Genomic DNA, 23,933 nt, shown 5'->3' with positions numbered 1-23,933 from the left:
TAAAAAAAAGTTCGGGTCGAAGAAACGAAAAAACTATAAAAAGGTTGAGAATCGGGATGCCCAGAATAAATAACAACTTCAAAAAACAATTAGAAAATGGAAAAGAAACTTATTTTTTTGGTTTATCAGACAGATGCTTGGCACACTGTCGAGACAAGGAAACTTGTTTACATTGGTGAGAATTTGGAGGAGACTATCCGTAAGATGGTAGATTTTCTTTCATTAACCGAAGAGGATGTTAAACAGCTTAGACAGTGGAGACAGACTTCATGCAACAATAGGGACTTTGAAGTCATGATTGAACGACAGTTCGTAAATGACTTTACCGTTTAATTCTACATAGAAGATTATGAAACAAGCAAATCCTAAGAAGCGGACGTATCGCTATTGTGTGAAATGCGGTCATGCAGTACAATATGAGAGGATTTTGGATTATCCTTTCTACTGCCCACATTGTGATGAAAATATGTATAACTTTGAAACATACAGAAGAAGATGAGCTACAAGGCAAAAGCAAGGGTAAAGGTTGTTACCGAAGCGGGCAAATGGTATTTGGCCGAGATTAAGGGACTCAAAGAGGGAACTATTGTCGAGGGTATATACAACCCTCTGAACAGGGCGTTCGACTTCTACTGGAACGGTGAGGGGGCAATGCTTTGGATTGGCGAGAACGGAGAATTGATAAACGAATAATTTAAAATAAGACAAGATGAACATTTTTACAAATAACGCAGACTTCTACCCGACTCCCGACGAGGTTATAAACACGATGATGATGAGTGAGGATTTTGTCGGCAAGACTATCCTTGAACCATCAGCAGGGAAAGGCAATATTGTTGACTGGCTCAAAAAGAACGGAGCCGGAAAGGTGATTGCTTGCGAAAAGGACACTAACATCAAAAAACTTTTGAATGGCAAGTGCGATATTATAGCGGATGACTTCCTGACCGTTTCTTCAGAACAAATTAGTCATGTGGACTATATCGTAATGAACCCTCCCTTTTCAGAAGGAGCAAAACATATCCTTCATGCGTTTGAGATTGCTCCGGCAGGATGCACCATCATTGCCTTGTGTAACAGCGAAAGCGTAAATCAAGGCTGGGAACGGAACGCCACCAAAGAGAAATTGATAGAGACGATTGAGCTTTATGGGTGCAAGGAGTTCTTGGGCAGAGTGTTTGACGACGCGGAGCGCAGGACGGATGTACATGTTAGCTTGATAAAGCTGTATAAAGAGGGTGAGGGGCAAGACGAGTTTGACGATTATATGTTTTCCAACGAAAAGGACTCGCTCGATGCTAACGAGACGGAAGGGCTGGTGCAATATAATGTGGTGCGTGACATGGTAAACCGCTATATTTCAGCTGTAAGGCTTTTCGACGAGACGATGGCTGCAGCGGAGAAAATCAACTCCGTAGCATGTTTCGGTGGAAAGAGTGACGGGTATCTCCCAGTAAGGTTTGCCGTGGTAGATGCTTCCAATAGCGTTGTCCGTATCAGCCGACAGCAATACAAAAAAGAGTTGCAGAAGTATTATTGGAGGCGGATATTCGGGAAGCTGAATATGGAAAAGTATGCCACGCAGAAATTACGGGAACAGATAAACAAGTTCGTGGAGCAGCAGACATACGTCCCCTTTACCATGCACAACATTTATCAGGTGCTGAACATGGTAATCCAGACGACGGGGCAGCGGATGAACACGGCGTTACTCGAAGCATTCGACCTGATTTGCTCTTTCTCTGACGAGAATTCCACTGCCGGGGAGAAATGGAAGACAAACGCAAACTATATGGTCAACCGTAAGTTTATCGTTCCATACATGACTTCCTATGATCCTAAATGGCCGAGAGACTATCTCTATCTTGGATATGGAGGGATGGCAAACAGAATGGAGGACGTTTGTAAGGCTCTCTGCTTCATTACGGGTAGGAACTACGACAGCATTGGAAGCCTTGACCGTTTTGTACGAGATAACAACTTGGAATGGGGAAAGACGTTTGAGTGGGGGTTCTTCAAGTGTAAGGGCTTTAAGAAAGGAACAATGCACTTTGAGTTTAAAGATGAAGAGGTGTGGATGATGTTCAACCGTGAAGTGGCAAAACAGCGGGGATGGGTGCTTCCAAAGAAGAAATCTGCATAAACATGAATATTAGGGAGGTTGCAAGGGCAACCTGCAATCTCCCTGAATACAAAAAACATTCTGTCTTGCGGTATTTTATTGCTCTTTTATTTTGTAGTTTAGGAATATCTTCATATCTTTGTAACAGATAAAGACAGGTCATTAATGAGAATTATCTCACAAAAGAAGATTAAGGACTTCTATGGACTACCACAACATGAGCAAGCAAAGATACCTTTGCAACAGTGGTACTACACCATAAGGAACAGGGATTACAGGAGTTTTGCCCAAATACTGGTAGACTTCGGTGATACTGTAAGGGAGAAAGACTTATATGTCTTCAGCATTGGCGAAGGAAAATACAAGGTAGCCGCCTCGATATATTTCGATACAGGATGTGTGTATGTGCGGTTTGTGGGATCCGCTTCTGACTGGGAGGCACTTCTTTATGAGAGGGATGTAAAAAGAACTATATGAAAATATCAGAGGCTCAATATAAGTATGCCCAAAGACGGGTGGAGGAACTGTTGGAGGTTGTCACTGATACGACGCTGCCGACATCACCAGAGAGCATAGAGCTGTCTATCATGAGTACTTTTGTGGAAGAATACGAGAAAAGGTATCACCCAATAGAGAAACTCACGCTTGCAGAAGTCATAAAGCAAGGGCTGAAAGCTAAGGGAATGACACAAAAAGATCTGTCCCAGGCCGTAGGACTAAGCACCAGCAGAATAAGCGACTTCACCCAGGGAAAGAGTGAACCGACTTTGGCCACGGCAGGAGAGATCTGCAGGGTGCTTGACATCATGCCTGAAGCAATGCTAAGTTTATAACCAATAAAACGGAAGAACGATTATGGCATTTGAAATTGAAGTTGACAGAGAACATATTGAGAACACATTGTCCGTCACATATACGATGGGACAGATAAACTCATACATGGAGATTATCCGTGAACTCAAAGAAATACCTGAAGACAATGTGGTTGATATCCGAAAGACCATCGGGAGACTGCAAGACAGAATACAAATGCTGTTGGCGTTAAACCCGGAGGCGAAATTGGAATTGGAGACGGAACGGTCAGAAGGACTTAAAGTATAGACAAAAATAAGTGAAACTCAAATAAAAAGAAAGGAAACATACTATGTTAGAATTAGTCACATCGGCTTTGATATTGGGAGCAGGATTGAAAGCTATTGTGGGTGGTGATACCCGTCGAAAAGGCGGAAAGAAGAATAGCAACTACAAGGATGCTATGGGATGGTCACACGACAATCACAAGAAATTGTTTTAACGATAAGTATTAACCCGTGGGTACGCTTTAATCGGCGTACTCATAACTTTTTATATACAACACGATGAAGAAGCTGAAATTATTTCTTATAGTAATGATGATATGTTTGGCAATTCCAAGCGAGGCACAGACGAACTCTAAGGTTTTACAAAATTACTATATTTATGCTTCGATTGAGGTAAGATGGGCAAATAAAGCTACAGGAGAGCCTTGCTTTGTTATTTTAATATCACCAGGAGAAAATGGTCAGCAACGTCCAAGTATCTTGAAGAATAGTGAAGGTAAATATGTTATTGTCAGGAATATGATGGAAGGACTGGCATACTTAGAGGTGCAAGGATGGGAATTGCTTGAGCCAAGAACAGCTGCGGGTATAGGAAATTGGATTGTTAGACGAAAAACTTCTTTCGAAGAATTGGAGAGACTTGTAAAAGCAAACACAACCTATGAAGAAGTTGCTCCAAAAGTTCAACTAAATCTAAGTGAACAGACTTTAAAGGTAGATTATAAATAAACAGTTCTACTTGTAAGCTTCCATATATGGTTGTAAAACAGAACCTCATATTCAATTTACTTTATATATATAAATAAAGCCCCCACCGACGCAACTAACTACGCCAGCAGGGGCCGCTAACAAGTAATATTGTAAACAAAATCTATTTCAATCCATAACTACGCTGTTGTTCCTGACTCTCTAACGCTGCCAAACTCTTATCATAAGTGTTTGAAACCACAGATCTGTTCTCGTCATACTTCCTTAATACGGCATTTGCTAACGTGTTTAAAGGTATGGCTTTTTTCTCATATGCGTCGACAGCCGTGTCAGAAATGTTAATGACAACAGGTCGATTGTCTATATCTGCAATCAAAGAACGGCCTCTCATAAAAACATTATTTAATCTTGGATTGAGAGGTTCATCGGCATATTGCTTGTAGTTTCTTGGAGTGATTTTAGGAGAGGACGATCCTAAGGCTTCGTGGCCAGCATTGTTCAAGAGGTTAACACCTCCAAACCCCATCAGCATAAGTTTTAATAGGGGATTATGGCTGAACATTCCAGCGGCAATAGCTGCTAAAGGTAGTATGTTGTTCCCTATGGTGAAAGAAGAGGATTTCCCTGTAAACATACCGATAAGCATATCAGGAAGCATTGCAAAGACATAGCCGAGGTTCTTTGTCACATCGCTAAATCCATTCAACTCTGCATTATCCAAATATTTACCCCATCCTGATGTCTGGAGCATATTGGAATAAGGAGAAGTCTCTGACATTGGACTTTTTATTTGTTGCGTCCCCATGTCCATGTTTTGATAATGTTGGGTGTTTAATGGTTCTGAAGTATATGCCTTAGTCACTTCATTACTTTTCCTATCCAGTCTTGATTCCTGATGGTTCCGATTATATACCCCCATTCTTGCCGCCTGCTTCTCGGCGTTTATCTTGTCTATCTGAACAGCAGCTCTTGCATAATCCCCGGCACGCTGTGATACTTGTATAAGTGTCATATTTCTGCCATTCAGATTCCAGACTGGCAAACCTTGTGTCGACATCTGCTTGGCAATGGAAAAAAACGAGGTGGCAAAAGCACGACATTGTTTGGCGGTTTTGTTTAGCATCCAAGCCTGTATGGGTGCATGGCTGTCGTAAGGAAGAGCCTGACGACTTAATGCGGTGGTAATGGTCTTCAAAAGTTTTCTTGAATTGCCATTTGCTGCGGTCAACAACCGACCGGAATCTTTATGGGTGACAGAATCACTCACATGAGGACGTATTGGGGCGACCTTGATCTTTTTACCCAAGCCATCATTTACATTGGAAATGTATTCGGTGCCGGTCTTCCTGTATCCCAATGCACCTTTTTGGTATTTTTCCAATGTATCCTCATTGCCGAAAACCACTTTACTGTATTGTTTCTTGGCTGCATCAAGGCTGATTTTGGAAGATGCCCAATAGTTGAATCCGGCATCGACAGCTGCACCTGAAATCAGTCTTTTTACATAGGAAGCTTTAGTAGCTGCTTTGTAAGCGGCCTTTTCTCCCAGCCAACCTCCAAATTTTACCGCACCTCCTTTCAGAGCATATCCAGCTACTCTCTTGGCAGTGGCTTTCAATGGTACGGCAGCTACAGAACCGACAACATCCGATGCCGGTGCGTCCATAATAGCTCCCAAGGCAAAAGCCCCGGCTTTCTCCACTTTTGACGGCTTATAGAGTTTATTGCCCAGCTCACGATTCTCTTCTTCTGCAGGCGAGAGGTCGCGACCACGCATGAATCTACCAGCCAATGTCATCATAATAGAACTGTTTGCACCCTCTTTCAGGATATATTCCAAAGAGGACTTGGGCATATCGGTTCTGGCCAAATGCTCTTTGAGCAGCTCCATAAAGCGAATCTGTCCATAGTGGACTGCGGGATCGACGAATTTCCGTTTTTCCACCTTTTCCAACTCCTCCTCAACTCTTATGTAGCCTTTTATTCCTAACTTGGCGATAAGAGATTCCCGATACCTGTCTATCAAGTTTTCCCAGTCCTTTTGGAAGTTCTTGCTGGAGACAATCTTGTTTATGACACCATTTATGAAGTCGTCAAGATTCTTTGTGCTCCATTTTCCTGATGATGCAGCCATTACATTCGCAGTCTGCACACGTATCATTCCCTGCATGACGGATCCGGCACCGATATTAGCCGGCACTTCATTATAGGCCTTGTTGAATTCTTCTGTCTGCTTACGATGGTAATACCTATAATCCTTGGTGATGACAGGAGCACAATACTTGCTGAAATATTGGTTAAAACAATACTCCAACTCTCCGAAATGTTGATTATTACGTGCCATGCGATGGTTTTTATATACCTAATAACTGTTTGCGTGCCTGCTCAATAGCCTTGTGGCAGACGTTCATCTGTTTGGGATAGAAACGTGCGAGCCAATCATCCAACAAGATTTCGTCATTGATGAACTTTACTGCCAGCTGGCGAGTGATCTCTATTGATTTCTCTCCTTTCTCCCTGCCATTGAACCATGCCTTCGTCCAACAGCGAGTCCCCGTCGTGTCGAAGTAGATGGATGCCTCGCGGCTGATGTCGTAACTATGAATGTCTATTTCAAGATTTTGCAAAGGATCCTCCATCAAGCCGTTGGCGGCAGCTTCTTCAGAAAGTTTTTTTTTTGAGACTCGTCCCACGACTGGGGATAGATACCTTGACGGACGGCCAAGAATCCAAGAAAGTCCTCTATCAAGATTTCCTGAATCTTCTCTACCAAAGGGGCACTACGCCCGGATAATCCTAAAGGATTGCCCAAGTTGGGAAGCGTCTCGTAAAAGTAGTTCTTGTCGGCAGCTTTCGAGAGGATATTCTTCAGCGATGCTTCCATCTTTTTAGAAGGCGTATAGGCCTTTGTACGAAGTTCATTCATGTAAGTGGGCAGCCAACGGAGCATCAATGCCATGATCTCATCCTGACAATCGTCATACTTGGTGACAATCTTCTTGTCCCCCAGGACTTCGGCTGTAGGCTGATGGGTAATACCCATGGCAGCCAACTGCTGTATGTTTGCCCAAATCATAGCAATAAAATTGTCAGGGTCAAGCTCCTTACCGTTAAATCGGACTCCCATGTGCAGGAACTCACCGGCATGGGCAATCTCTTGCCCGGCCTTTACATTCGTGCCATAAGGGGTGTAGGCCTCGGAAATGTGTCCATAGGTAACCTCGTATTTGCCGTATCTGGCGATGATATAGTTTTCGTGAACTGCATCATGCCCGGCACCGATGACCATGCCGCTTGCGATGGCATACAAGGGTCTGTCCTTGACGGCATAATCAACACCTTGGTGCTGAAACTTCTCTCCCGTCTTGGGATGGGTCTGTTCACCGAAAGGGAGGATGATATTCAACTCTTCTTTTTCGTCTAAAGCAAAAGGCATCATGAAGCCGCTTGCGGACTCCAGGAGCATGTCCTTATAATCTGTTGTGTCCATATATTATACTTGTTAGCTTGTTGATTCTTAACTTCATATTCCACGGGAGCGTCGCACCACCGGCTCTTCCGATACAGGAAAATCTACCTGTGATACAGACTGTCCAGCTGATACTGCTGGTGCGGCAGCATAACGTTGCATCTGCTGCATAGGCTGGCTCTCCGATTGTCGATGGTTGATGTTGCGCATGGTCATACCGCCCAACATCAGACTGGCCATCTTGCCAAGCCAACCAAAAGGCCCGAACATCATGTAAGAGGAAAGTGCCAAGGATGCTAAATTCATCTTTGAGACATTGCCTCCCGTAAGCTCATTGGCAATGGAATGTACGCCGTTCACCATCGTACCAGTAAGTCCTCCTTGTTGTGGAACGCCTTGTGTCATACCCGAACCCATCATCTGGGCAGTCGACGGATATTGTGGAGTCGTGGGATCATAGTAACCTCCATTGCCGTTAGATACCATACCATTACCCGAAAAATACTGACCAATCTGCTCTTTGCCTGTCTCGTAGAGATTAGCCCCTTCACCCAAGACAGAGGAAACGCCACCTTTAACGCCTTGATACAATCCGGCAGCTTCACCTGCAACGGAACCGACACCGGAACTGACCTTCCCATAAGTGCCATCACCGAAAAGAACATCCGTCAGATTTGCGACCATGCCGACCTCGTTTCCTCGACCGTCCACTTTCTTGCCCAATGTCGTTTCTCCAAGAACACCGACAAGACCTTTTTTGGCAGCATCCTCACCGCCTAAGGACTTCATCATGTCCGGTAGCAGGGTGCGCCCTGTCAGCTGACGGTAGACAATGGAAGAAAGAATAAGGCTTGCCACTGGATGGTTTGCCGAATATTTTGCATATTGTCCAGCCCATCCGGCTGTCTTGTTGATTACTTTTCCACCTTCGCGCCAACCAATCTTTGCCGCATTCTTAAGTGTCTCCTTATTGATAAGGGCTGCCTTTTTCGCGGTCTCTTCAGCAACCTTTTCAGCTGCTTTTGTAGAATGGACAACACCTTGTCCGGTTGCCTTGGTACCATCAACCAAAATCCGTTCTGCCTTTTGGGCGGTTTTGGCTCCGATATGTTCAGTCGATTTGAAACCGGTCTTGAATTTAGGCAGGCTCTTTTCCCAACTCTTGAAACCTGACTCCACCTTGGAAACCTTGCCTCCCATGGACTCTATCCACTTGGTATAGTTGGCCTTGCTGGCATAACGTCCTTCTTTCATTGCAGCATTGGCCAAAGCCCGACCGACAGATTTCTCCGCACTTTCCGCTGATTTCTCTGCAAACTTAACTCCTACCTTGGCAAGCGGCTTTTCTGCGACTTTGGCAGCTGCTTTACCCAGTTCTTTCATCCAGCCCATAATCTTCTTTATTTTTAGTTAGAATATTTTATTTTAACGATTGCACGTGCCTTATGGCTTTCCGTCTTCGGGGTCTCTATGATACCACCATTGGCAGAGGAGCAAAGCCATGCCTGTAAACCACTATTTTCGCTTACTTCAGTGGAAGTCCAATACCAACAGTCTCCATCTAAAGCTATCGGCGTGCCACCTAATCTTTCTATGATGGCATTGATGCTTCTGGCAGAGACATTCAGTAGACGCTGCTCCGCAACGCTGGGTAAGAAGTCGCTCTGACCACCTTCATGGAAAGTAAAGAGCTTCATGGCCAGCGGACTGCCTTTCTTTGTCCCGGCATTATAACTCTTCTGCATGGCTCGTGTATTGGCAGAGCCGTCAAAAGCGGTAAGGTTGCCGCTCGTTCCGTTGGAAAGGCCAACTGAATCACAGAAGACTTCATTAAGTTCTTTCAGCATGACTGCCATGAGCGGATGGTCATTCGTCTGTTCTGCAAAAACAACCCCCACGGCCTTATGGGTAGTTTGGGCAAAGTAGGTCTCCGGATCCATACAACTATGGTTCTCACACAAGATATATCCTACATGAATTGCATTGTCGGCAGGCTGATAATCGTCACATGAACTAAAACCCATGAGAACAACCAATGCGGAAAGTCCCCATACTGATCTGTTTTTGTGACGGAATCTCTTATGTGAAGACTGGTGGTGTACTCTATAAGAGACACACATGATCCTGCGGGAAAGTCTTATCACACGCATAATCGCCATAAGCATTTTGTATATGTTCATATCTATCTTTGTTTATAATGGAATCTTAACGCCGATGGCTCCACCGGTACGGAATAAATCCTTGCCTCGCATCGTCACATCTTCCTTTACCTGAAAGAAAACACTCCAGCCATTATAGAGATTGAAAGTATGTTCGTAGCCAAGCGACCCAACACCGACAAACTTGTGCAAGTCACTGCCGCCACTCACACCGATTCTGATGTTGCCATGATGGTTACGGCCACGTGTCACGCAGGGCTTATAGGCAAAACCGACATTCCAAATGTTGTAACTGTGCCAAAAAGATTTCTTGGTGACATAACCTGCTTCAGGGTCGGTCTCATACTGAATGTAGTAGTTCGCGAAATACTCCATTGCGTTGTGATAGTTCATCTCATGCTCATAGGCCAATGTCGCTTCAAAACCTTTCGGGTAAGAAGCTCCCACGCCTACCATCAGATGGTTGCCGTGCCCTTGCCCCATGACTGACATTGCAAACAGGCAGGTCAGGCATAGTGCCATAACCCTCGCAAAGGGATAAGAATGATTACCTTTGTAGATTCTCATGATGTCTCCTTTCTTATTGCTCTTTCAAAAGTAGCGTATCGAATGAATCGGCACTAAGTACATCCTCATAGTCCAAGTTCAATAAGATGGTACGACCGCTGATCTGCTTCTCTGACAACTCCAAGGTAAGCACCTTGTCATTTGGGAATGTCATCTTCTTCAGGACGATCACATTGCGGTAACCATTCCTGAACTTTATAGAACGGTCAAGAATAAATGCCGGTTTCAACTCGATAACCTGAACATTGGTGGACTTCTCCTGCTTTTTGTCTTGGAGCTTTACACGTAATTCATCAATGTCGAACGGCAGGTTAGTCTTGTTCTCCACAGAGAAATCAATGAAGAAATACTCACCGACCACATAGATGTTGTTCAAACGCATGGTCATTTTATCCTTTTTTGTGAACGTGCTGCGATATTTGGCAGGGGAGTTCCACACTTTCATACAGTAGGAAGCCATGTCTGTTGTTGACATGCTGATTTCAGGATTATGAAAGGCATTGCGTTCCACAAGTTCCACTTCCTTATCAGAAACGGCTTCCTGAAGGCGGTGCGTATAGATGAGCGCATATTGCACCCTATAACGCTCGGTGATGATCGTGACGATACCCAGTACATCGCCGTCATTGTGATTGCCGCTCTTGGGCTTTATACGGATTACATTGTCCAACGGCTTGTCACCTGCCACGGAATCGGTGGAAATGTCCACTAAACGGATAGGCTCGGAAGCTGTGACAATGGTAGAAACGTTCTCGTTTACAGTCAGCACCTCCATGTCCGAATAGGTCTTCTGGGCATGTGCTCCCATTAAAATGGTGGTACACATGACCAAGACGGCAGTAATTTTCTTCTTAAAAATTTTCATGTTTTTTATCTTTCTTGTTAGCGTTTTACTTTCTTTGTCTCTTCTCTTGCTGGCTTCCGTCTATCAGATAAACGAGCGTTCCATACTTCAGCTTCACCCTGTTCCTGCGAATGACTTTGCCTACGGCATTCATTACCTGCTGCGAGGCATTCTGTACAGCTTGGCTGGCCCAACCCTTGACTCCTGTTGAAGAGGCGGTGTTGTCTACGATATTCGTTCCGCCCTGCGTAGCAGAACCAAGAATTTCTTTGCCGGTCTCTTTAAAGGAGGACAATGGAACATAAAGACCTTCCTGACCATCCGTGTCATAGATCGAAAGGCTGACGCGGATAATCTCTTCTTTGCTGAAGATGCTTTGTACGGTTCCTTTTACTCGCTGATGCCCGAAACCCGACATCTGGGCATAGAGATAAGTCCCTTTTTTGACGGTCATATCGCCAATTTCCACATCATCCAACAAGCGAAGGCGCACACGGCTTCCCTCCTGTGCTTTCACATCCTCGTCGATGATGGCTTTGATGAGCTTGGACTCTTCTGTTGAAGAAGAGGAAATGGTATTGAAATAGTCGGAAGGGGTCTTTACTTTCTTGATAACCTTTTCCGGTACTCCCTCCGGCCGTTCTCCTGCCTCACGGGCATTGTTGTCCGTTCCGGAAGACACTGAAGATCCGTTGTTGCCATAAGACAGGTTGCTGCCACCGTTATGCGAACCGGCTATGGGTAGACCATATTCGTCATCACCCCCATAACCATCTTCATTGCCATATCTGCCACGACGTGATGGGGAACCGAAAGCGACACCATTAAGATCATCGTTCATATTCTCCATTTCACGTTGCCGTCTCCTGCGGTCAATCCGGGCTATCTCGGAATCGTTGACCGGAGCTACAAAGTTGTCACCGGAAGAAGAGCCGCGAGAATGACTCCTCCCTCGACGGACGCGGTCTTGCATCTCTTGGATTTTGCGCTGTTCTTCCCGCTGTGCCTGCTGCTGTTCTTGCTGCCGTCGCACCATTTCAGCCTCCCTGTCACTGTATTGTGAACTGTAATCCTCCTTCTTGTTAACCGAGTCCCGGTCATTCTCAACATTCTCGACACCGGAAAGGTCATTGATTTGTCCGTACTCACGCTCGGCATTGTCCAACTTGCCACCCAATACACTGTCAGTATTGGCAGCAGGAAGATCAGAGTTCAAATAATCTGTTGTAGCCAAACGCGGGTCGTTGTCGGACACGTCGGTATGTACGGCATCGATGATGAAATATCCTACGAATAAAACCAATGGGTATAGGATAGCCGGAAAAACATACTTTCGGTCTTTAAAATTGATTTTCTTTACATCCATTTTAGTGTCTGTTTATTATGCGTCTTTGGTGTAATGCTGAATCCACTTGTTCTACGGCGGTAGAACGGTGTGTTTTGGAAGCATTGTAGCTACGTACCATATTAATGATGTTAATAGCAAAACAGCCTATCACGATGCCGAAGACGGTAACGAGGAAACCTACACGATGGCGATTGGCCACCGTCTGTATCTTCATGGCCAGCCAACTCAAACCGCTCTTGTCGGCAAACTGCTTGCCGGCTTCCACTTCTCTTTCGTAACGCTCTTTATATTTAGGATCGTTCTTGTCGGGCATAGGTTCGCCCATAATGATTTTCTTCAGTCCCATAAATGTTCAATTTTTAATGTTAGAAATCGGTTTTCTGACTTTCGGAGAGATCCTTATTGACAAGAGTTCTCCAGCCAAAGATGATAAAGCCGTGAGGATTGTTCTCGGTGCGCGGCACCCTCCTTAGGCTTCCGGCAGTGATGAGTTGACGCATCAAAATACTTGTACGACGCTCAATGCGCTGGCGGCCATAGTAGATAAAGGCCATCTTCTGTTTGTCTAACTTGATGGAGTCACAGAAAATGCTACATATCGTACTCGTTCCGATGATATTGTTATAAAAGCCTTTTTCCTTCAAGGCATTGTACTGCGCAAGACCGGACTCGTCTATAAGGTACATGGCTTTCTTGATGGTATAATCAATATACTTGTCATCGGGAGCCAATGTAAAGAAGAGATTATGGAACATTTCCACATGGCTCTTTGCTTCCACTTCAAAAGTCTCGTCCATCGTAGTCTGCTTGACGAGAATAGGTACAGTGCCATCAAGGACATAAATCTTCTTATGGGCATCAGCGACCATGCCTCTGGCAACAAAAAGACTCCCAAGGCTGATAACGACACAACCTGTCAAAAACAGGCTGGTAATAATCAGCACCAACTTTATCTTGTTTTCTAATTTCTTTAATACAGCCATAGCATTGTCATTTTAATGTATTCGAGGCATAACGGACATGGCACTTGACTTGACGGAGGATGCCACTCCTTCACCAAAGTTGCGGGTAGAGAAGGCTGTGTCGCCTTCAGGGATCATCCATGCGGCAAGGTCTGGAACCAAGTTCAGGCATCTCAAAGCAACCACGGAAGCTGCAAGGAGATAGCCACAAGTCATGAAAGCATTTTGTATATAGCCGTTAATTGTACCAGTAGATGATGTAATGGCGGTAAGATTTTCTACCTGAACACTGATAACAATGTCAAACAGCAACAGCACATAGAAACCTACGAAATAGAGCATGGCTCCATAGAAGTGTACTGTCAGATAACGGATGAGCCATTTGGCCCATGCTCCTTCCCATTTAGGAAGAACGGAAAACGCCCATTGGATAGGGCCGAAGATTGTCAGCATGCCCAACAGTATCTGCTGACAGAATATGGTGGCCCACCAGCCGACCCGGTACAGTACCAGCGCAAGAAACATTACTATCTTATCAAAGCCAATGATGAGACCGGCAAAGACTGATGACTTTTTGGCTCTTGCAGCAGCCTTGATACCTTCAACGGCATCGCTACCAGAGGTATATTTTGTTAAAGCATCAACACTTGCATCATTTTGCAATCCTTCTGATGCTGCTTCTACTTCTGCCGCTTTTTGATACATCGTATCGCGTTTCTGCAGCAACGGCATCAATTCGTTGTATTTTTCACTGACCTGTACGGCTTCTGCTTCATAGAGATCGTGAGTGTAGCTTCCTATACAGTTAGGAATATAGGCTAAGGCATCCAAGATGCTGCCATTGCCACTGCCCATACCAGTCATGCTGGGGGGATACCAAAAAATCATGATGAGCGCGATACCCATTACTTTGAGTATCTTGAATACATCGACCGGCTCTCCCTTGACCATCATCTTGTAAGCCATACTGGCTCCTACAATGATGGAGAACAAGGCACCCAATGCCATGCTCATTTGGAGTATCCACCAAAACGGCCCCTGTGTGCCGATGAAGTCGGGATTACATAAAAACTCGTTGGTCTGGAAGACAACATTGTCGATGTCTTCTTCGAACAGGTCTACTCCTATGGTTTGGGATAAGTCGGAGATTGTACTCGACAGCCCTTGAAGTCCTCCCTGTGCGGCTAAAAATAATGAACTGAATGCCATAATTGATTTTCTTACTTGTTAGCTTATATTTTGTTTCTTGCTTTATTATCTTCTACTTTTTATAGTTCTTGCTGGAAAAACCGTCAACGGCCATTGCCACTTTCCAACGGTTCAGCGCATCGAAAGCTACTGTGTTGATAGATGAAAGTCGCTGGGAAGACTTGCTGTTCTTCTGCATCTCCTTTGCGGATTTCACGCTGTTCCAAGCGAGCAACTGACGAGTTAGTTGGTAATTGCGCCTGACAACATCCCTATAGATGGCCATGTACTCCTTTTTCCTGCGTCCTAAGTCCTGATAGGACTCACGGGTAATCTTGATGGCGGTCTGAAGGCAGTTATAGATGTTCTTCCACTGGCGATAGTCTTCTGCCGTTCCGCCGTAGGGCATGATTTTGTTGATGTTCTTCTGAAAGATGTCCAACTTTCCCTCTATCTTGCCTTTCTCGACCGTCCATGCCATATCGGTCATGGGGCTGCGGTCAATGATATTCTGTGCTTCCACCTTGGCACGACGGGAGGTCAAGGCCTTAATGCTGTCTGAATAGACCTTTTCGTCTGCCACACGGGCTTTCATGTGAAGACGGAAAATCTGCTTGTTCTCTGCATTGGCCGTCCTTTGGTATTTCTTGTGGAATGCGTTGTAATAATAGCGTGGGGTCAAGGCTCCAGCACCGGTTTCCATTGTGGTGAACTGCTGCATGATGTACTCCTCATGGTTTTTCGTGACTTGCACATAACCTTGGCTGAAAGCCGGAAGGACTGTTGCCAGCAGTCCTATTAAGAGCGTAATCCTATTCCTAAGCAGGATATGTATTCTTTTGAATTTAGTCATAGCGTCTTCCTCCTATGATACCGCCACCACCCAATGGGGCGTGCTGGAATGACCTGTGTTGCTCCAAACATTGAAATGCCTGGACGGAGTTGCCAAGCCATCGTCCCAAAGCATCAGTGGCAATATCCTTGACAGTTCTTGCCATAAAGAACTCTTTCTTCCAAAATCCCATCCTCACGGTCATATATGCCCATAATTCCATGTAGGAATGCCTGATGCTGCCGTCTATCTCGTCAATGGAACCGTTGATGTCACCTAAAATGATCATCAAGTCTGACGTGGTACAGTTCCTCACACCCGACACAAGCTCGGACAGTTCGATGTAAGATTTCCTTAACTGCGAAACGCCTTTGTAGACTCCTTCGACGGCTCGCTGGCTGGCATTAAGGATGATGGTGTCGCTTGACCAGACAGCCCCATGCAGGAGTATTTCCTTCCTATATGTATCCAAGAGTTTGTAATAGGCGGAAAGATTTCTTTTGCAGTTGCCAAAGCTGTTGTAAGCATGAAAGCCTGTTGCAGTACCGTTCAGAATGAGGTCGATGATGTCGAAACACTTCCTGTATCTGTCTAACTTCTTGTTAACCGAAGTATAGTCTTCCATTGTCTTCATACTCTTCTTATGATAGGCACGCACACCTTCCTCTGCGAGAGCACGCAGCTCTAACATGGCCTTAACAGTCTTGTGATTACTGATCATGGCTTCCAAAGAGGCAGGGTCAGTAGGAATGTCTATTGCCTTGGTTTCTCTTGGAACGAAGAGAAGGCATAGGCTCATCAACGATATGTATATCCATTTGTTCATGTCTGCTGTTTTCTATGTTAATGCCTTAATTGTTGCCTATGGCTTTGCCTTTTGTGAAGTGGGGCCTGAAGAAACCTTTTTGGCTTTGTCGCTTGCATCTGTCCATCGTCCTAAGGCATATTCGGCTATTGTGCCACGGGACTTTCTCGTAATGGGATTCAACAGTTGGTTAGTTAGGAAATCTTTGATCGTCTGCCGGTCATTCATAACCTTCTCCAAAAGAACCAACTGTGAATAGATGACGCTAAGCTGATATTCCACATCCCTTGCCACATCTAATCGGTCGCTTGCCCAAAGCAGATGGATGGCATCTGAACCTTCCTCATTAGGCATATTCTTGGCATAGTTGTATCTCACCGTGATGGAACAGTCCGGCATGTCTTCCATCAACTGTCTCTGACGCTCGTTGACTTTCGCAGCACGCTCTTTTTCAGACAGGCCCATATCGAGATTCATTGTCTCTATGACATTCTCTGCTGAATAGGCGGCAGAGAGCTTGTAATCGACACTCAATATAGCACGATGGATGCGGATACCGAGAAAATGCTTGGGCTTCGATTGGAGCTTCAAGACTGCCGTGTAAGTCACCTGGCTCTTTACCTGTGCACAATAGGCATGACGGACAAAAGTGTATTGTCCATCGCCGTTAACCCATTCTCCGGCATCTTGCCAGGAAAGTTGGAACAGACTCTCCAACTCTCTCATATTGGAATTGATTCGGTAAGGACTGCCATTGTCCTCATTAAGATCTTTGTAGTATTCCGCAATGGCGTTGTCTATCTGTGCCAAGTTGGATTGAACCTGCGAAAGCTGACGTTTCAATGCAGCTTGGCTGTTGCTGACGGTGTCATATTGTGCACGGAGCACGGCAACCTTGTTGTTATCGTGGGCCATCTTGGCTTGGTTCATTTGGGAGATCAGCGAACTCATCTGTTTGTCCATGGAGCGAATCTGATTTTCAAGGCTTTTAATCTCGTCCTGACAGCCTTTCTTTTTCTGCTGCAACTCGTTGGCCCCATTCGTGCTCACCTGTGTCTTGTCCAAAGCGAAATTTTTCGATTTGGGGTCTTCAAGGTGCTTTCCCTGATTTCCATTCTCTTTCCAATTGAACGACCCCTCCGCAAGGGTGGCACCATCATCACACTTGGCCAGAAAAACGACAGAATTGCAGCCTTTCATTTTGTTCTCATCCGCGATGGTATAATACTTGCGAGCGTCGTTACCCAACTTATATGTGACACGTTGTGAGGCGGGCTTGTCGCTTTCCAAGCTGTTCCAGTATTTCAGCTGGCTCTCCATGCGCTTCTTGAAAGTCTCCTCGTCCATAGACTCTGAATCGAAATTTTCCTCATGCACCTCGTGCCTGATATTCCAAGAATCGGTCACCGTCATGTAAACCGTCCAGTGTTTGCCTCGCCAATGTTTTGAATGGCTGAAAGTACCTCCCTTTTTATCATATGAATAAGTGTAGGAGGCTGTTTCGTATTTTAGGGTTATTGTATGGCCGGGATTGTTCCTTTCATATTCACCTTTTCGTGTAGGATTCCAGCCAGTGGCACTTTCTGCGGCAGCCTTCAACTGATTGTATTCAGAAGTGGTGAGCGTGGGATAGTCTGGCGTACCGGTCTTCATATAATTCTCCTTATAGAGCCAGTTGTCCCAATGATCGCTGTTGTTCGTATTCGAAGGATGGGAGGGATGGTAGGTAGTAACCACTTTCTGCCCTTTATCCTCTGAATAGATATACCAGCGTTGCTTGTAATGCTGCCCTTGCAACTCCTTGATGTAGTTGCTCACATAACCCGTGATGCTGTAATTGTCTACTTGGAACAGACGTGAAACGGCATCTGCACTATTCGAACCGATGACACTCATCAAAATGGCCTTGACATTTCCAGCATTGCGGATGCTTTCATATTTGCTCCGAAAAGTCTGATATAATTGGTAAATCTCACTTGGCTTGGATTTAAAGATCCTGCCAATGGCGGAAAAGTCCCTCATATTGCTGTCCACAGCACCTTTCCCTGCGGTGGCAAGTACACCTCCGAGTTTGCCGATGTCGTTCTTGATATCCTCCTTGGCTGCTTTGATGTTGAAATCTCCGACTTTCTCCAAGAGTTCTTTCCAGTTGACATTGCCAAGCTGGGCCAAGTCAAAGACTTTTTGCAGCTTCTCGTTGATAACCAAGAAAGTTACATCCTTGAACGACAATTTTCCATTAGTAACGACAAGTTCGAACTGCTTGCAGAGCTGCTCGACATTCTTGGTAGTCTTGAACAGGTATGGCCCCCAATAGAGGGCATTGTCGGGTTGTTTGACCATCTTGGCTGCAACGACAATAAGCTTGGGCATGATGCCATCCTTCACCAAATAGAGGATGCGTTGGTAATAGTAGTTCTCATCGCTGCCGAAAACTCCGACTTCACGCATGGCGTTCCTGTCTTTCAACTTTGACAGGTAGATGCCGGCTGTGGAAAGGCTGGCCTTGGTGTAATGTCCAAGGATGGAGTCTACATCAGAGGCTGTCTTCCGTTCTGTCTCTTCCTCTATCGCATATGCGGCGGTCATGGCTGCCACAGTCTTCGCATCAATGTTGATGGCATGATACGACTGCGCTGACATGGATGTCACCGAGAGGATCAAAAGGATGATAGCGATGAAACGACGCATATGATTGATGAGTTTAATTGTCTAACACTTTTCTTTCTTTCAGTACTTTCCGTGCAAATTCCAAGGAACTCTTGATTCCGGAGCGTTTCCAATCACGCACGAAGGCTTCAATGGCGTGTTGATGATCACATTGGAGAATCTTCTTGTAGAGTTTCAGGGCAAGTTTCTCTACCTTCTCCGTCGTGTAACTCATGTAACACTCCGGCGGTTCTTCAATGCCGTACACATCGCCTTCCTGACCACGTTTGATGAACACTTCCTTGAATGGGGAACGGCCTTCCTTGTTCTCCAGCCGATTGATGGTGAAAATTTTCTTGCAGTCGATGTCGGTCAGAGCCAAGGTCTTCTTGATGTTGTCGAACTTGTCCTTGAATTTGCTCTGGTCAAGTAGCATGAACACGCCGGAGTTGTTGATGATGGCTTCCTTAACAATCTTGGACTCGGTAACGTCCTGTATCTCTTGCGTTACCACGCCGACCATGGCCCAGTGTTTACGGGCTGTCTTGTATAGATACTGTATATAGGTGGCCATGACGGGGGTGGCAATGGCTTTCCATGCTTCTTCTATGACCAGGCATTTCCGGCCTTCCTTTAAGAGCATCTTCTGGGTGAAGACATCCATGATGATCAACACGACAATAGGGAAAAGGACGGGATTCTCTTTTATTTTGTCAATCTCGAATACGATGAACTTCTCATTGAACAGGGAGGAATCCATTTCGTTGTTGAGCGTGTATTCCATCTCTCCACCCTTATAGAACGGCTTTAGGATCGTGGCAAACTCGTTGATGGCAAATTTAACCTGATCCTGCTTCATGATTTGCGGAATACGCTCAATGGCGAACTCATAATAAGTATTAAAGTTGAGTTCCGTAACTCTCATCTTCTTGCGCTGACGTTCTATCTTGTCAATCTTCTTATTGATACGCTGTAGATACTTGCTCTCTATGAGTTCAGGGGTAAGGCGACGAAGCAGCTGGCTCTTCGCATTGTCTTTTTCTCCTTCAGTAGCGGCGGAATCGTCGATGACGGCTTGCAGCTTGTCACGGAGACGGAGGTCGCGCTGTTTCTTCCTCTCATCGTCATCATCATCTTCTTCTATATCGTCAATATCATCAGATACTCCGTAACGTTTTTCCAGCTCCTCTTCGTATTCCTCATACTTGCCGGTACGTTTATCTTCAAGTTCCATGACATGGCGCATGTTTTCACGCTGCTCTTCGGTAAAGCCTTCAAATGGGTTGAAATACTCTTCGAAGTATTCTATGAGGGTTTGGTTGATGATGGTTTCTTCGAGCTTCGTGGGTTCGCCGTTCCCTTTGAAGATAAGGAAGATTATATTCCTTAGGAAATCTTTCTTCGCTTGGAAGTTCTGCTCATATTCCGCTTTCTCTATCTTAAAAGGGTTCATCGAGATGGGATGTTCCTTTGAATAGGTGATGTATATGCCCTCGAAATAGCTGCAAAGACCTTCGTAGCTGTCACCGGTATCTACAATGACAATATCGGTATCCTGCTCGTAGTACTGCCGCATGACAGTATTCATGAAAAAGCTCTTACCACTACCGGAAGGGCCCAGTACAAAGAAATTGGAGTTGTCAGTATACCTAATCTTTCCTTCCTTGCCTGACACGTCAACTGCCATCGGTACGCCCTGCCTGTCTGTGTAGTAACATTTCAGGTTCGTGTCATCCCCTTTCTGTTGACGCTCCTTATACATGAGGCAGAGTGCAGGGTCGGAAAGCGTCAGGAAACGGTCGTAGTCGGCATTGAGTTCATAGCAGTTGCCGGGGAAGCTGGCAACGAACAACTCCAATTGGTTATAGGCACGCTTTGACAGGTGCATGCTGTATCTTGCCAAAAGGTTCTCCAAACAGTTGGTGATCTTTTGCAAGTTTTTGTCTGCCGGGGTCTTTACGATAAGATTATAATGTGCATAAACAAACTGCTTGCCGTCACGGGCAACTTCGTTAAGAACGTTATTGATGTCTTCAACGGCAATCTGATTGTTCGGATTGGGAATGGAAGCGTGACGGTTCTTCTTTTTCTCCAACTTTAAAATCTCCCGCTTCTGATTGGGAAGAAAGATAACCTGATTGTAAATAAGCGTGTCTACATCAGGGAGTGTGCTAAGGTCGGAAAGCAGATCCTGCGGCATGACGGAGTTGTTGACATTGATGTCGGCATAAGGGCGAAGGGTGCCGGGAAGACCGGGATCATCTACATCCAAGAGGCTGTAGATTTTCAACTGGTCATCGCCCATACCAATTTTCTCGGACTCCACCTTGAAGTCATTCATGGAAACGACCTCATTATTGAAATCAACTGCAAAGAAACGCTCGGTATATTCTTTACATTCGTCTCCCGTAAGGAAGCGACAGTTGATATCCTCACTCTTCAGACGGTCATGGACCTTCTGTATCTTGACTTGGAAATCGCGCCACTTGTCGGCATCATATGCCTTCAAACCGCCATTTCGACCACGTTGAGTGATGGTGAGATAGGTTTCAGAATCTATATAGGGACGGCCGTTGAAGAACTTGAAATAGGCATCGGAAAGAAAATGCTTTCTTACATCGGCACACTTTCCTGCAATGCTCGACATATTGAAGTTCTTACGGACGAAGATGTCTTGTTTGTGGATAGCATACCCCTCACCCAACACTTGGAGTACGGATGCCAATAGGGAAGTAAACTCGTAATAACCGTCCGTATCGGCAGAGTACTTCCTCACGGGATTGTCTATCTTCAGGATGGCCGAATAATCGCCTTTCTTTGTGTAGATTACACCTATCTCGTTCACGTCCTCAAAACTGAAATAGATGTCCTCAAACACCTTGGCACGTTTACTGCCTGTTCCGAAAATCTTGATGGAAATGTATATCCCCAACAGGATGGAGGCAAAGACCAATATGACGATAAGGGTAATCATACAATAGTTTTGTTTACTATCAAACGGGTAATTTTAATAATGTCTTGAATGGCAGAATATATAGATACCTTTCGGGGCTTTCTTAGAATGAAGACCTTTATATTGCTTGATAAAGATGGAAACACCCCCTACTGAAAGGAAAGCTGTCAGCAAAGCCAATGCAATCAGAAAATTGAAGATGACATAACCAATTAAGAAAGATAACAGACCTCCACCTACGGTAATAGCTGCCCATACAATGTATCTCCCTCGAAGGCCCAAGAATTCAAGGGGCTTTTGAAGTCCCTTGAATACCGGGTAGTCGGGATAGTTGTTTTTGACTGTCACCATATTCTTCGTCTTAGAGCCCGAAGAACAACGGCAAAGCCTGAGCAGCAGCCACAAGAAAGATACAGGCACCGACAATCATCATGATGCTCTTCTTGACATCCTGCTCCTCGTTGTTCATCTTGATGTAAACGGAGATGGTACCAAGAACGGCAACGATACCTGCTATGACGTAGCACAGCTTCGTTACGACAGGGATGTACTTCTTCAGCGCATCGGTCGCCTTACCGATTGCCTGTGCACCGGAGTCCATGCTCTGTGCATCCGCTGCTACCGTGCAAACGACCAGCAACAGCATAACCGCTACAAAGCGGGGGTCCATCACTACGCCCTTGATTTTCTTACCTGCGGAGACACAAAAGCTCTTGGCTCCGCTTACCATTACTGACAAAGTCTGATTCATTGTCTTTGAATTTTTAAATAATTAATAAATAAATAATATGTAATAAAATAATTACCAAAGTCTGTCGGTCACGCCGAACTGAAAACCGAAGAAAGCCGGAAGGACGATGGTGGCCCCAAGCAGGAAAAGGCAGCTGCCGACTAAAATGATGATGCTCTTCGTAAATCCTTCTTCTCCTGCTTGCATCTTGATATAGATGCTCGTCGCGCTGTATATGGATAAAATGGCTGCTATGGCATAAAGCAGATACAATACGGCTGTACAGCATGTCAAGATGAATACCACCATATTATATAACCGGCCTGAATTGCCACTGTAATCCGTCGTACCACAGGTGGCCATGACGGGTTGTGTGAGCAGCAGTAATGCTGGTAACAGCAAATATGTTTTATACTTGAATGTCGTCATAACTTAGAAACTTAATTGTTCTGCCTGCTCATCTTCACTCTTGCCTTTCAAGTAGGCGGCAGCATAATCTTCAACGAACTCGTCTACATACACAGCTCCCTGAATGTCCGGAGAAACATTATTGAAATTTTGTCTTATCGAGTCGGCCTTAACTTTTGCCTGCATGGCCAATTCCTCGGCATCGGACGCTGCAATATCTTCAGCTGTAAGAGGCTTCTGATCAAGTTGAGAAGTCTCCATACCGTCCCCTTTCTTATTGGAAGACGCTTCTTCTGTCTCATGCCCGTATTTTTCCGGTTCTTCTGCACCGGGACGTTCTATTTGATACTTTCCTTCACCGGTCTCACTGATTCTGACAGGTGAAACGGCAGGTGTGCCATCCGCGTTGTCGACAGGTGCGCCGGCGTGAATGACTTCTACACTTTCTTTCTTCTCACCTTTCGGCCCGAACAAATCCATGCAGATCATGACTACATAATAGATAACAAAGACGAATGTCACTACGATTGCGTATATACCGAATGATCCCATATTCTTTTATTTATTGGCTACAAAATAAATGACTTAATATCAAAATGGTAGCCTTAAAAAAAAGAAACTCTTATATTAACATTTTCAAAATGTTTTAGGCTGTTTTACGGCCTTTTTGTGTTAAAAATCGGGACTTTAAAATTATGAACTATCCCGATTTTTGCTAAAACGAGTAAATTAGATGAGTCTATGGGTGCTGCTCATCTTATCTTATTATTACTATATCATTCTTATATACTTTTACCGTATATATATTGACGTATATACAACAATACATATATACGCATGGAGAGCAATATGTCTGTCTGACTTACCTGCGGTGCTTATTTTACACTCACTTTTATCTATCTTTCCATTTCCGTTTCTGATTTCGACCTCACTTTTCATCCGCTTGTAGTCATCTTCGACTTTTATTTTGCAAAGGTATCGCAGGCCAGGAACACGGCAAACACCGGAATGCTCCCTATTGGCGGAAAACTTTTCATGATCCTCCGAAATCATAGATTGCGGTTTCCTGAAAACTTTTACCGGCCAATTCTTTGCCTTAGGTTCCCTTAA

Annotated in this window: 28 protein-coding genes; 8 read left to right on the top strand and 20 right to left on the bottom strand. The window is 44.9% G+C overall.

All coding sequences use genetic code 11. The annotated features are described in order from the left end of the window. The first annotated feature begins 96 nt into the window (after positions 1 to 96). From X919_RS0103760 to X919_RS0103725, 8 genes are all read left to right on the top strand, one after another. Positions 97 to 333 carry a hypothetical protein gene (locus X919_RS0103760; protein WP_028899081.1) on the top strand — a complete coding sequence of 79 codons (237 nt, stop codon included), beginning with the start codon at positions 97 to 99 and terminating at the stop codon, positions 331 to 333. Between the two features lie 162 nt (positions 334 to 495). Beyond that, on the top strand, positions 496 to 693 hold the full coding sequence (locus X919_RS14720; protein ID WP_036916888.1) for a hypothetical protein: 198 nt from the start codon (positions 496 to 498) through the stop codon (positions 691 to 693). 16 nt (positions 694 to 709) lie between these two features. Next, on the top strand, positions 710 to 2,143 hold the full coding sequence (locus X919_RS0103750; RefSeq protein ID WP_028899080.1) for a class I SAM-dependent methyltransferase: 1,434 nt from the start codon (positions 710 to 712) through the stop codon (positions 2,141 to 2,143). A gap of 144 nt (positions 2,144 to 2,287) precedes the next feature. Next, the gene (locus X919_RS0103745; protein ID WP_028899079.1) at positions 2,288 to 2,599 is read left to right on the top strand and encodes a type II toxin-antitoxin system HigB family toxin; all 312 of its coding nucleotides are present in this window, start codon (positions 2,288 to 2,290) and stop codon (positions 2,597 to 2,599) included. Continuing rightward, on the top strand, positions 2,596 to 2,955 hold the full coding sequence (locus X919_RS0103740; protein ID WP_028899078.1) for a helix-turn-helix domain-containing protein: 360 nt from the start codon (positions 2,596 to 2,598) through the stop codon (positions 2,953 to 2,955). The genes X919_RS0103745 and X919_RS0103740 overlap by 4 nt, the downstream gene beginning before the upstream one ends. Positions 2,956 to 2,977: 22 nt before the next feature. Beyond that, entirely contained in the window at positions 2,978 to 3,223 is a 246-nt protein-coding gene (locus X919_RS0103735; RefSeq protein ID WP_025065676.1) for a hypothetical protein, read from the top strand. A gap of 43 nt (positions 3,224 to 3,266) precedes the next feature. Then, on the top strand, positions 3,267 to 3,416 hold the full coding sequence (locus X919_RS16810) for a hypothetical protein (protein ID WP_172642708.1): 150 nt from the start codon (positions 3,267 to 3,269) through the stop codon (positions 3,414 to 3,416). A 64-nt stretch (positions 3,417 to 3,480) separates the two neighbouring features. Continuing rightward, positions 3,481 to 3,930 (top strand): hypothetical protein, encoded by a 450-nt coding sequence (locus X919_RS0103725; RefSeq protein ID WP_028899077.1) that lies wholly within the window; start codon positions 3,481 to 3,483, stop codon positions 3,928 to 3,930. A 142-nt stretch (positions 3,931 to 4,072) separates the two neighbouring features. Here the strand turns inward: X919_RS0103725 and X919_RS0103720 are convergent, their stop codons facing one another. From X919_RS0103720 to X919_RS17015, 20 genes are all read right to left on the bottom strand, one after another. Further along, positions 4,073 to 6,253, bottom strand: a complete 2,181-nt coding sequence (locus X919_RS0103720; protein WP_028899076.1) for a hypothetical protein — start codon at positions 6,251 to 6,253, stop codon at positions 4,073 to 4,075. Between the two features lie 10 nt (positions 6,254 to 6,263). After that, positions 6,264 to 6,548 carry a hypothetical protein gene (locus X919_RS0103715; RefSeq protein ID WP_004345359.1) on the bottom strand — a complete coding sequence of 95 codons (285 nt, stop codon included), beginning with the start codon at positions 6,546 to 6,548 and terminating at the stop codon, positions 6,264 to 6,266. Continuing rightward, entirely contained in the window at positions 6,548 to 7,399 is an 852-nt protein-coding gene (locus X919_RS0103710) for a M23 family metallopeptidase (protein ID WP_028899075.1), read from the bottom strand. Before X919_RS0103710 ends, X919_RS0103715 begins: the two co-directional genes overlap by 1 nt. 33 nt (positions 7,400 to 7,432) lie before the next feature. Further along, positions 7,433 to 8,770, bottom strand: coding sequence for a hypothetical protein (locus tag X919_RS0103705; protein ID WP_028899074.1), 1,338 nt, complete (start codon positions 8,768 to 8,770; stop codon positions 7,433 to 7,435). A 14-nt stretch (positions 8,771 to 8,784) separates the two neighbouring features. After that, on the bottom strand, positions 8,785 to 9,402 hold the full coding sequence (locus X919_RS0103700) for a hypothetical protein (RefSeq protein ID WP_253270076.1): 618 nt from the start codon (positions 9,400 to 9,402) through the stop codon (positions 8,785 to 8,787). A 168-nt stretch (positions 9,403 to 9,570) separates the two neighbouring features. After that, positions 9,571 to 10,104, bottom strand: a complete 534-nt coding sequence (locus X919_RS0103695; protein ID WP_028899072.1) for a hypothetical protein — start codon at positions 10,102 to 10,104, stop codon at positions 9,571 to 9,573. A 13-nt stretch (positions 10,105 to 10,117) separates the two neighbouring features. Then, entirely contained in the window at positions 10,118 to 10,969 is an 852-nt protein-coding gene (gene traN, locus X919_RS0103690) for a conjugative transposon protein TraN (RefSeq protein ID WP_028899071.1), read from the bottom strand. 25 nt (positions 10,970 to 10,994) lie between these two features. Beyond that, on the bottom strand, positions 10,995 to 12,314 hold the full coding sequence (locus tag X919_RS0103685; RefSeq protein WP_028899070.1) for a conjugative transposon protein TraM: 1,320 nt from the start codon (positions 12,312 to 12,314) through the stop codon (positions 10,995 to 10,997). A 1-nt stretch (position 12,315) separates the two neighbouring features. Further along, entirely contained in the window at positions 12,316 to 12,642 is a 327-nt protein-coding gene (locus X919_RS0103680) for a hypothetical protein (RefSeq protein ID WP_004377516.1), read from the bottom strand. A gap of 19 nt (positions 12,643 to 12,661) precedes the next feature. Further along, entirely contained in the window at positions 12,662 to 13,279 is a 618-nt protein-coding gene (gene traK / locus X919_RS0103675; protein WP_028899069.1) for a conjugative transposon protein TraK, read from the bottom strand. Between the two features lie 12 nt (positions 13,280 to 13,291). After that, positions 13,292 to 14,467, bottom strand: a complete 1,176-nt coding sequence (locus X919_RS0103670; RefSeq protein WP_155949651.1) for a hypothetical protein — start codon at positions 14,465 to 14,467, stop codon at positions 13,292 to 13,294. Positions 14,468 to 14,519: 52 nt separating this feature from the next. Then, positions 14,520 to 15,299, bottom strand: coding sequence for a DUF5045 domain-containing protein (locus X919_RS0103665; protein ID WP_028899067.1), 780 nt, complete (start codon positions 15,297 to 15,299; stop codon positions 14,520 to 14,522). Next, positions 15,292 to 16,104, bottom strand: coding sequence for a hypothetical protein (locus tag X919_RS0103660; RefSeq protein WP_028899066.1), 813 nt, complete (start codon positions 16,102 to 16,104; stop codon positions 15,292 to 15,294). Before X919_RS0103660 ends, X919_RS0103665 begins: the two co-directional genes overlap by 8 nt. A gap of 36 nt (positions 16,105 to 16,140) precedes the next feature. Beyond that, positions 16,141 to 18,774 carry a hypothetical protein gene (locus X919_RS0103655; RefSeq protein WP_028899065.1) on the bottom strand — a complete coding sequence of 878 codons (2,634 nt, stop codon included), beginning with the start codon at positions 18,772 to 18,774 and terminating at the stop codon, positions 16,141 to 16,143. Between the two features lie 13 nt (positions 18,775 to 18,787). Then, a complete protein-coding gene (locus X919_RS0103650) occupies positions 18,788 to 21,706 on the bottom strand; it encodes a TraG/VirB4 family ATPase (RefSeq protein WP_028899064.1) in 2,919 nt (972 codons plus the stop codon). 33 nt (positions 21,707 to 21,739) lie between these two features. Further along, on the bottom strand, positions 21,740 to 22,036 hold the full coding sequence (locus X919_RS0103645; RefSeq protein ID WP_028899063.1) for a DUF4133 domain-containing protein: 297 nt from the start codon (positions 22,034 to 22,036) through the stop codon (positions 21,740 to 21,742). A gap of 10 nt (positions 22,037 to 22,046) precedes the next feature. Next, a complete protein-coding gene (locus X919_RS0103640; protein ID WP_051502404.1) occupies positions 22,047 to 22,415 on the bottom strand; it encodes a DUF4134 domain-containing protein in 369 nt (122 codons plus the stop codon). A 72-nt stretch (positions 22,416 to 22,487) separates the two neighbouring features. Continuing rightward, positions 22,488 to 22,844, bottom strand: coding sequence for a DUF4134 family protein (locus tag X919_RS0103635; protein WP_028899061.1), 357 nt, complete (start codon positions 22,842 to 22,844; stop codon positions 22,488 to 22,490). A 3-nt stretch (positions 22,845 to 22,847) separates the two neighbouring features. After that, on the bottom strand, positions 22,848 to 23,375 hold the full coding sequence (locus tag X919_RS0103630) for a hypothetical protein (protein ID WP_028899060.1): 528 nt from the start codon (positions 23,373 to 23,375) through the stop codon (positions 22,848 to 22,850). A gap of 240 nt (positions 23,376 to 23,615) precedes the next feature. Next, the coding region (locus X919_RS17015) for a hypothetical protein (RefSeq protein WP_036916883.1) at positions 23,616 to 23,933 on the bottom strand (318 nt) is incomplete at its 5' end.

Source organism: Prevotella sp. HJM029, from assembly GCF_000599605.1.
Lineage (GTDB): Bacteria > Bacteroidota > Bacteroidia > Bacteroidales > Bacteroidaceae > Prevotella.
This window is presented reverse-complemented; position numbering and strand designations above follow the sequence as displayed.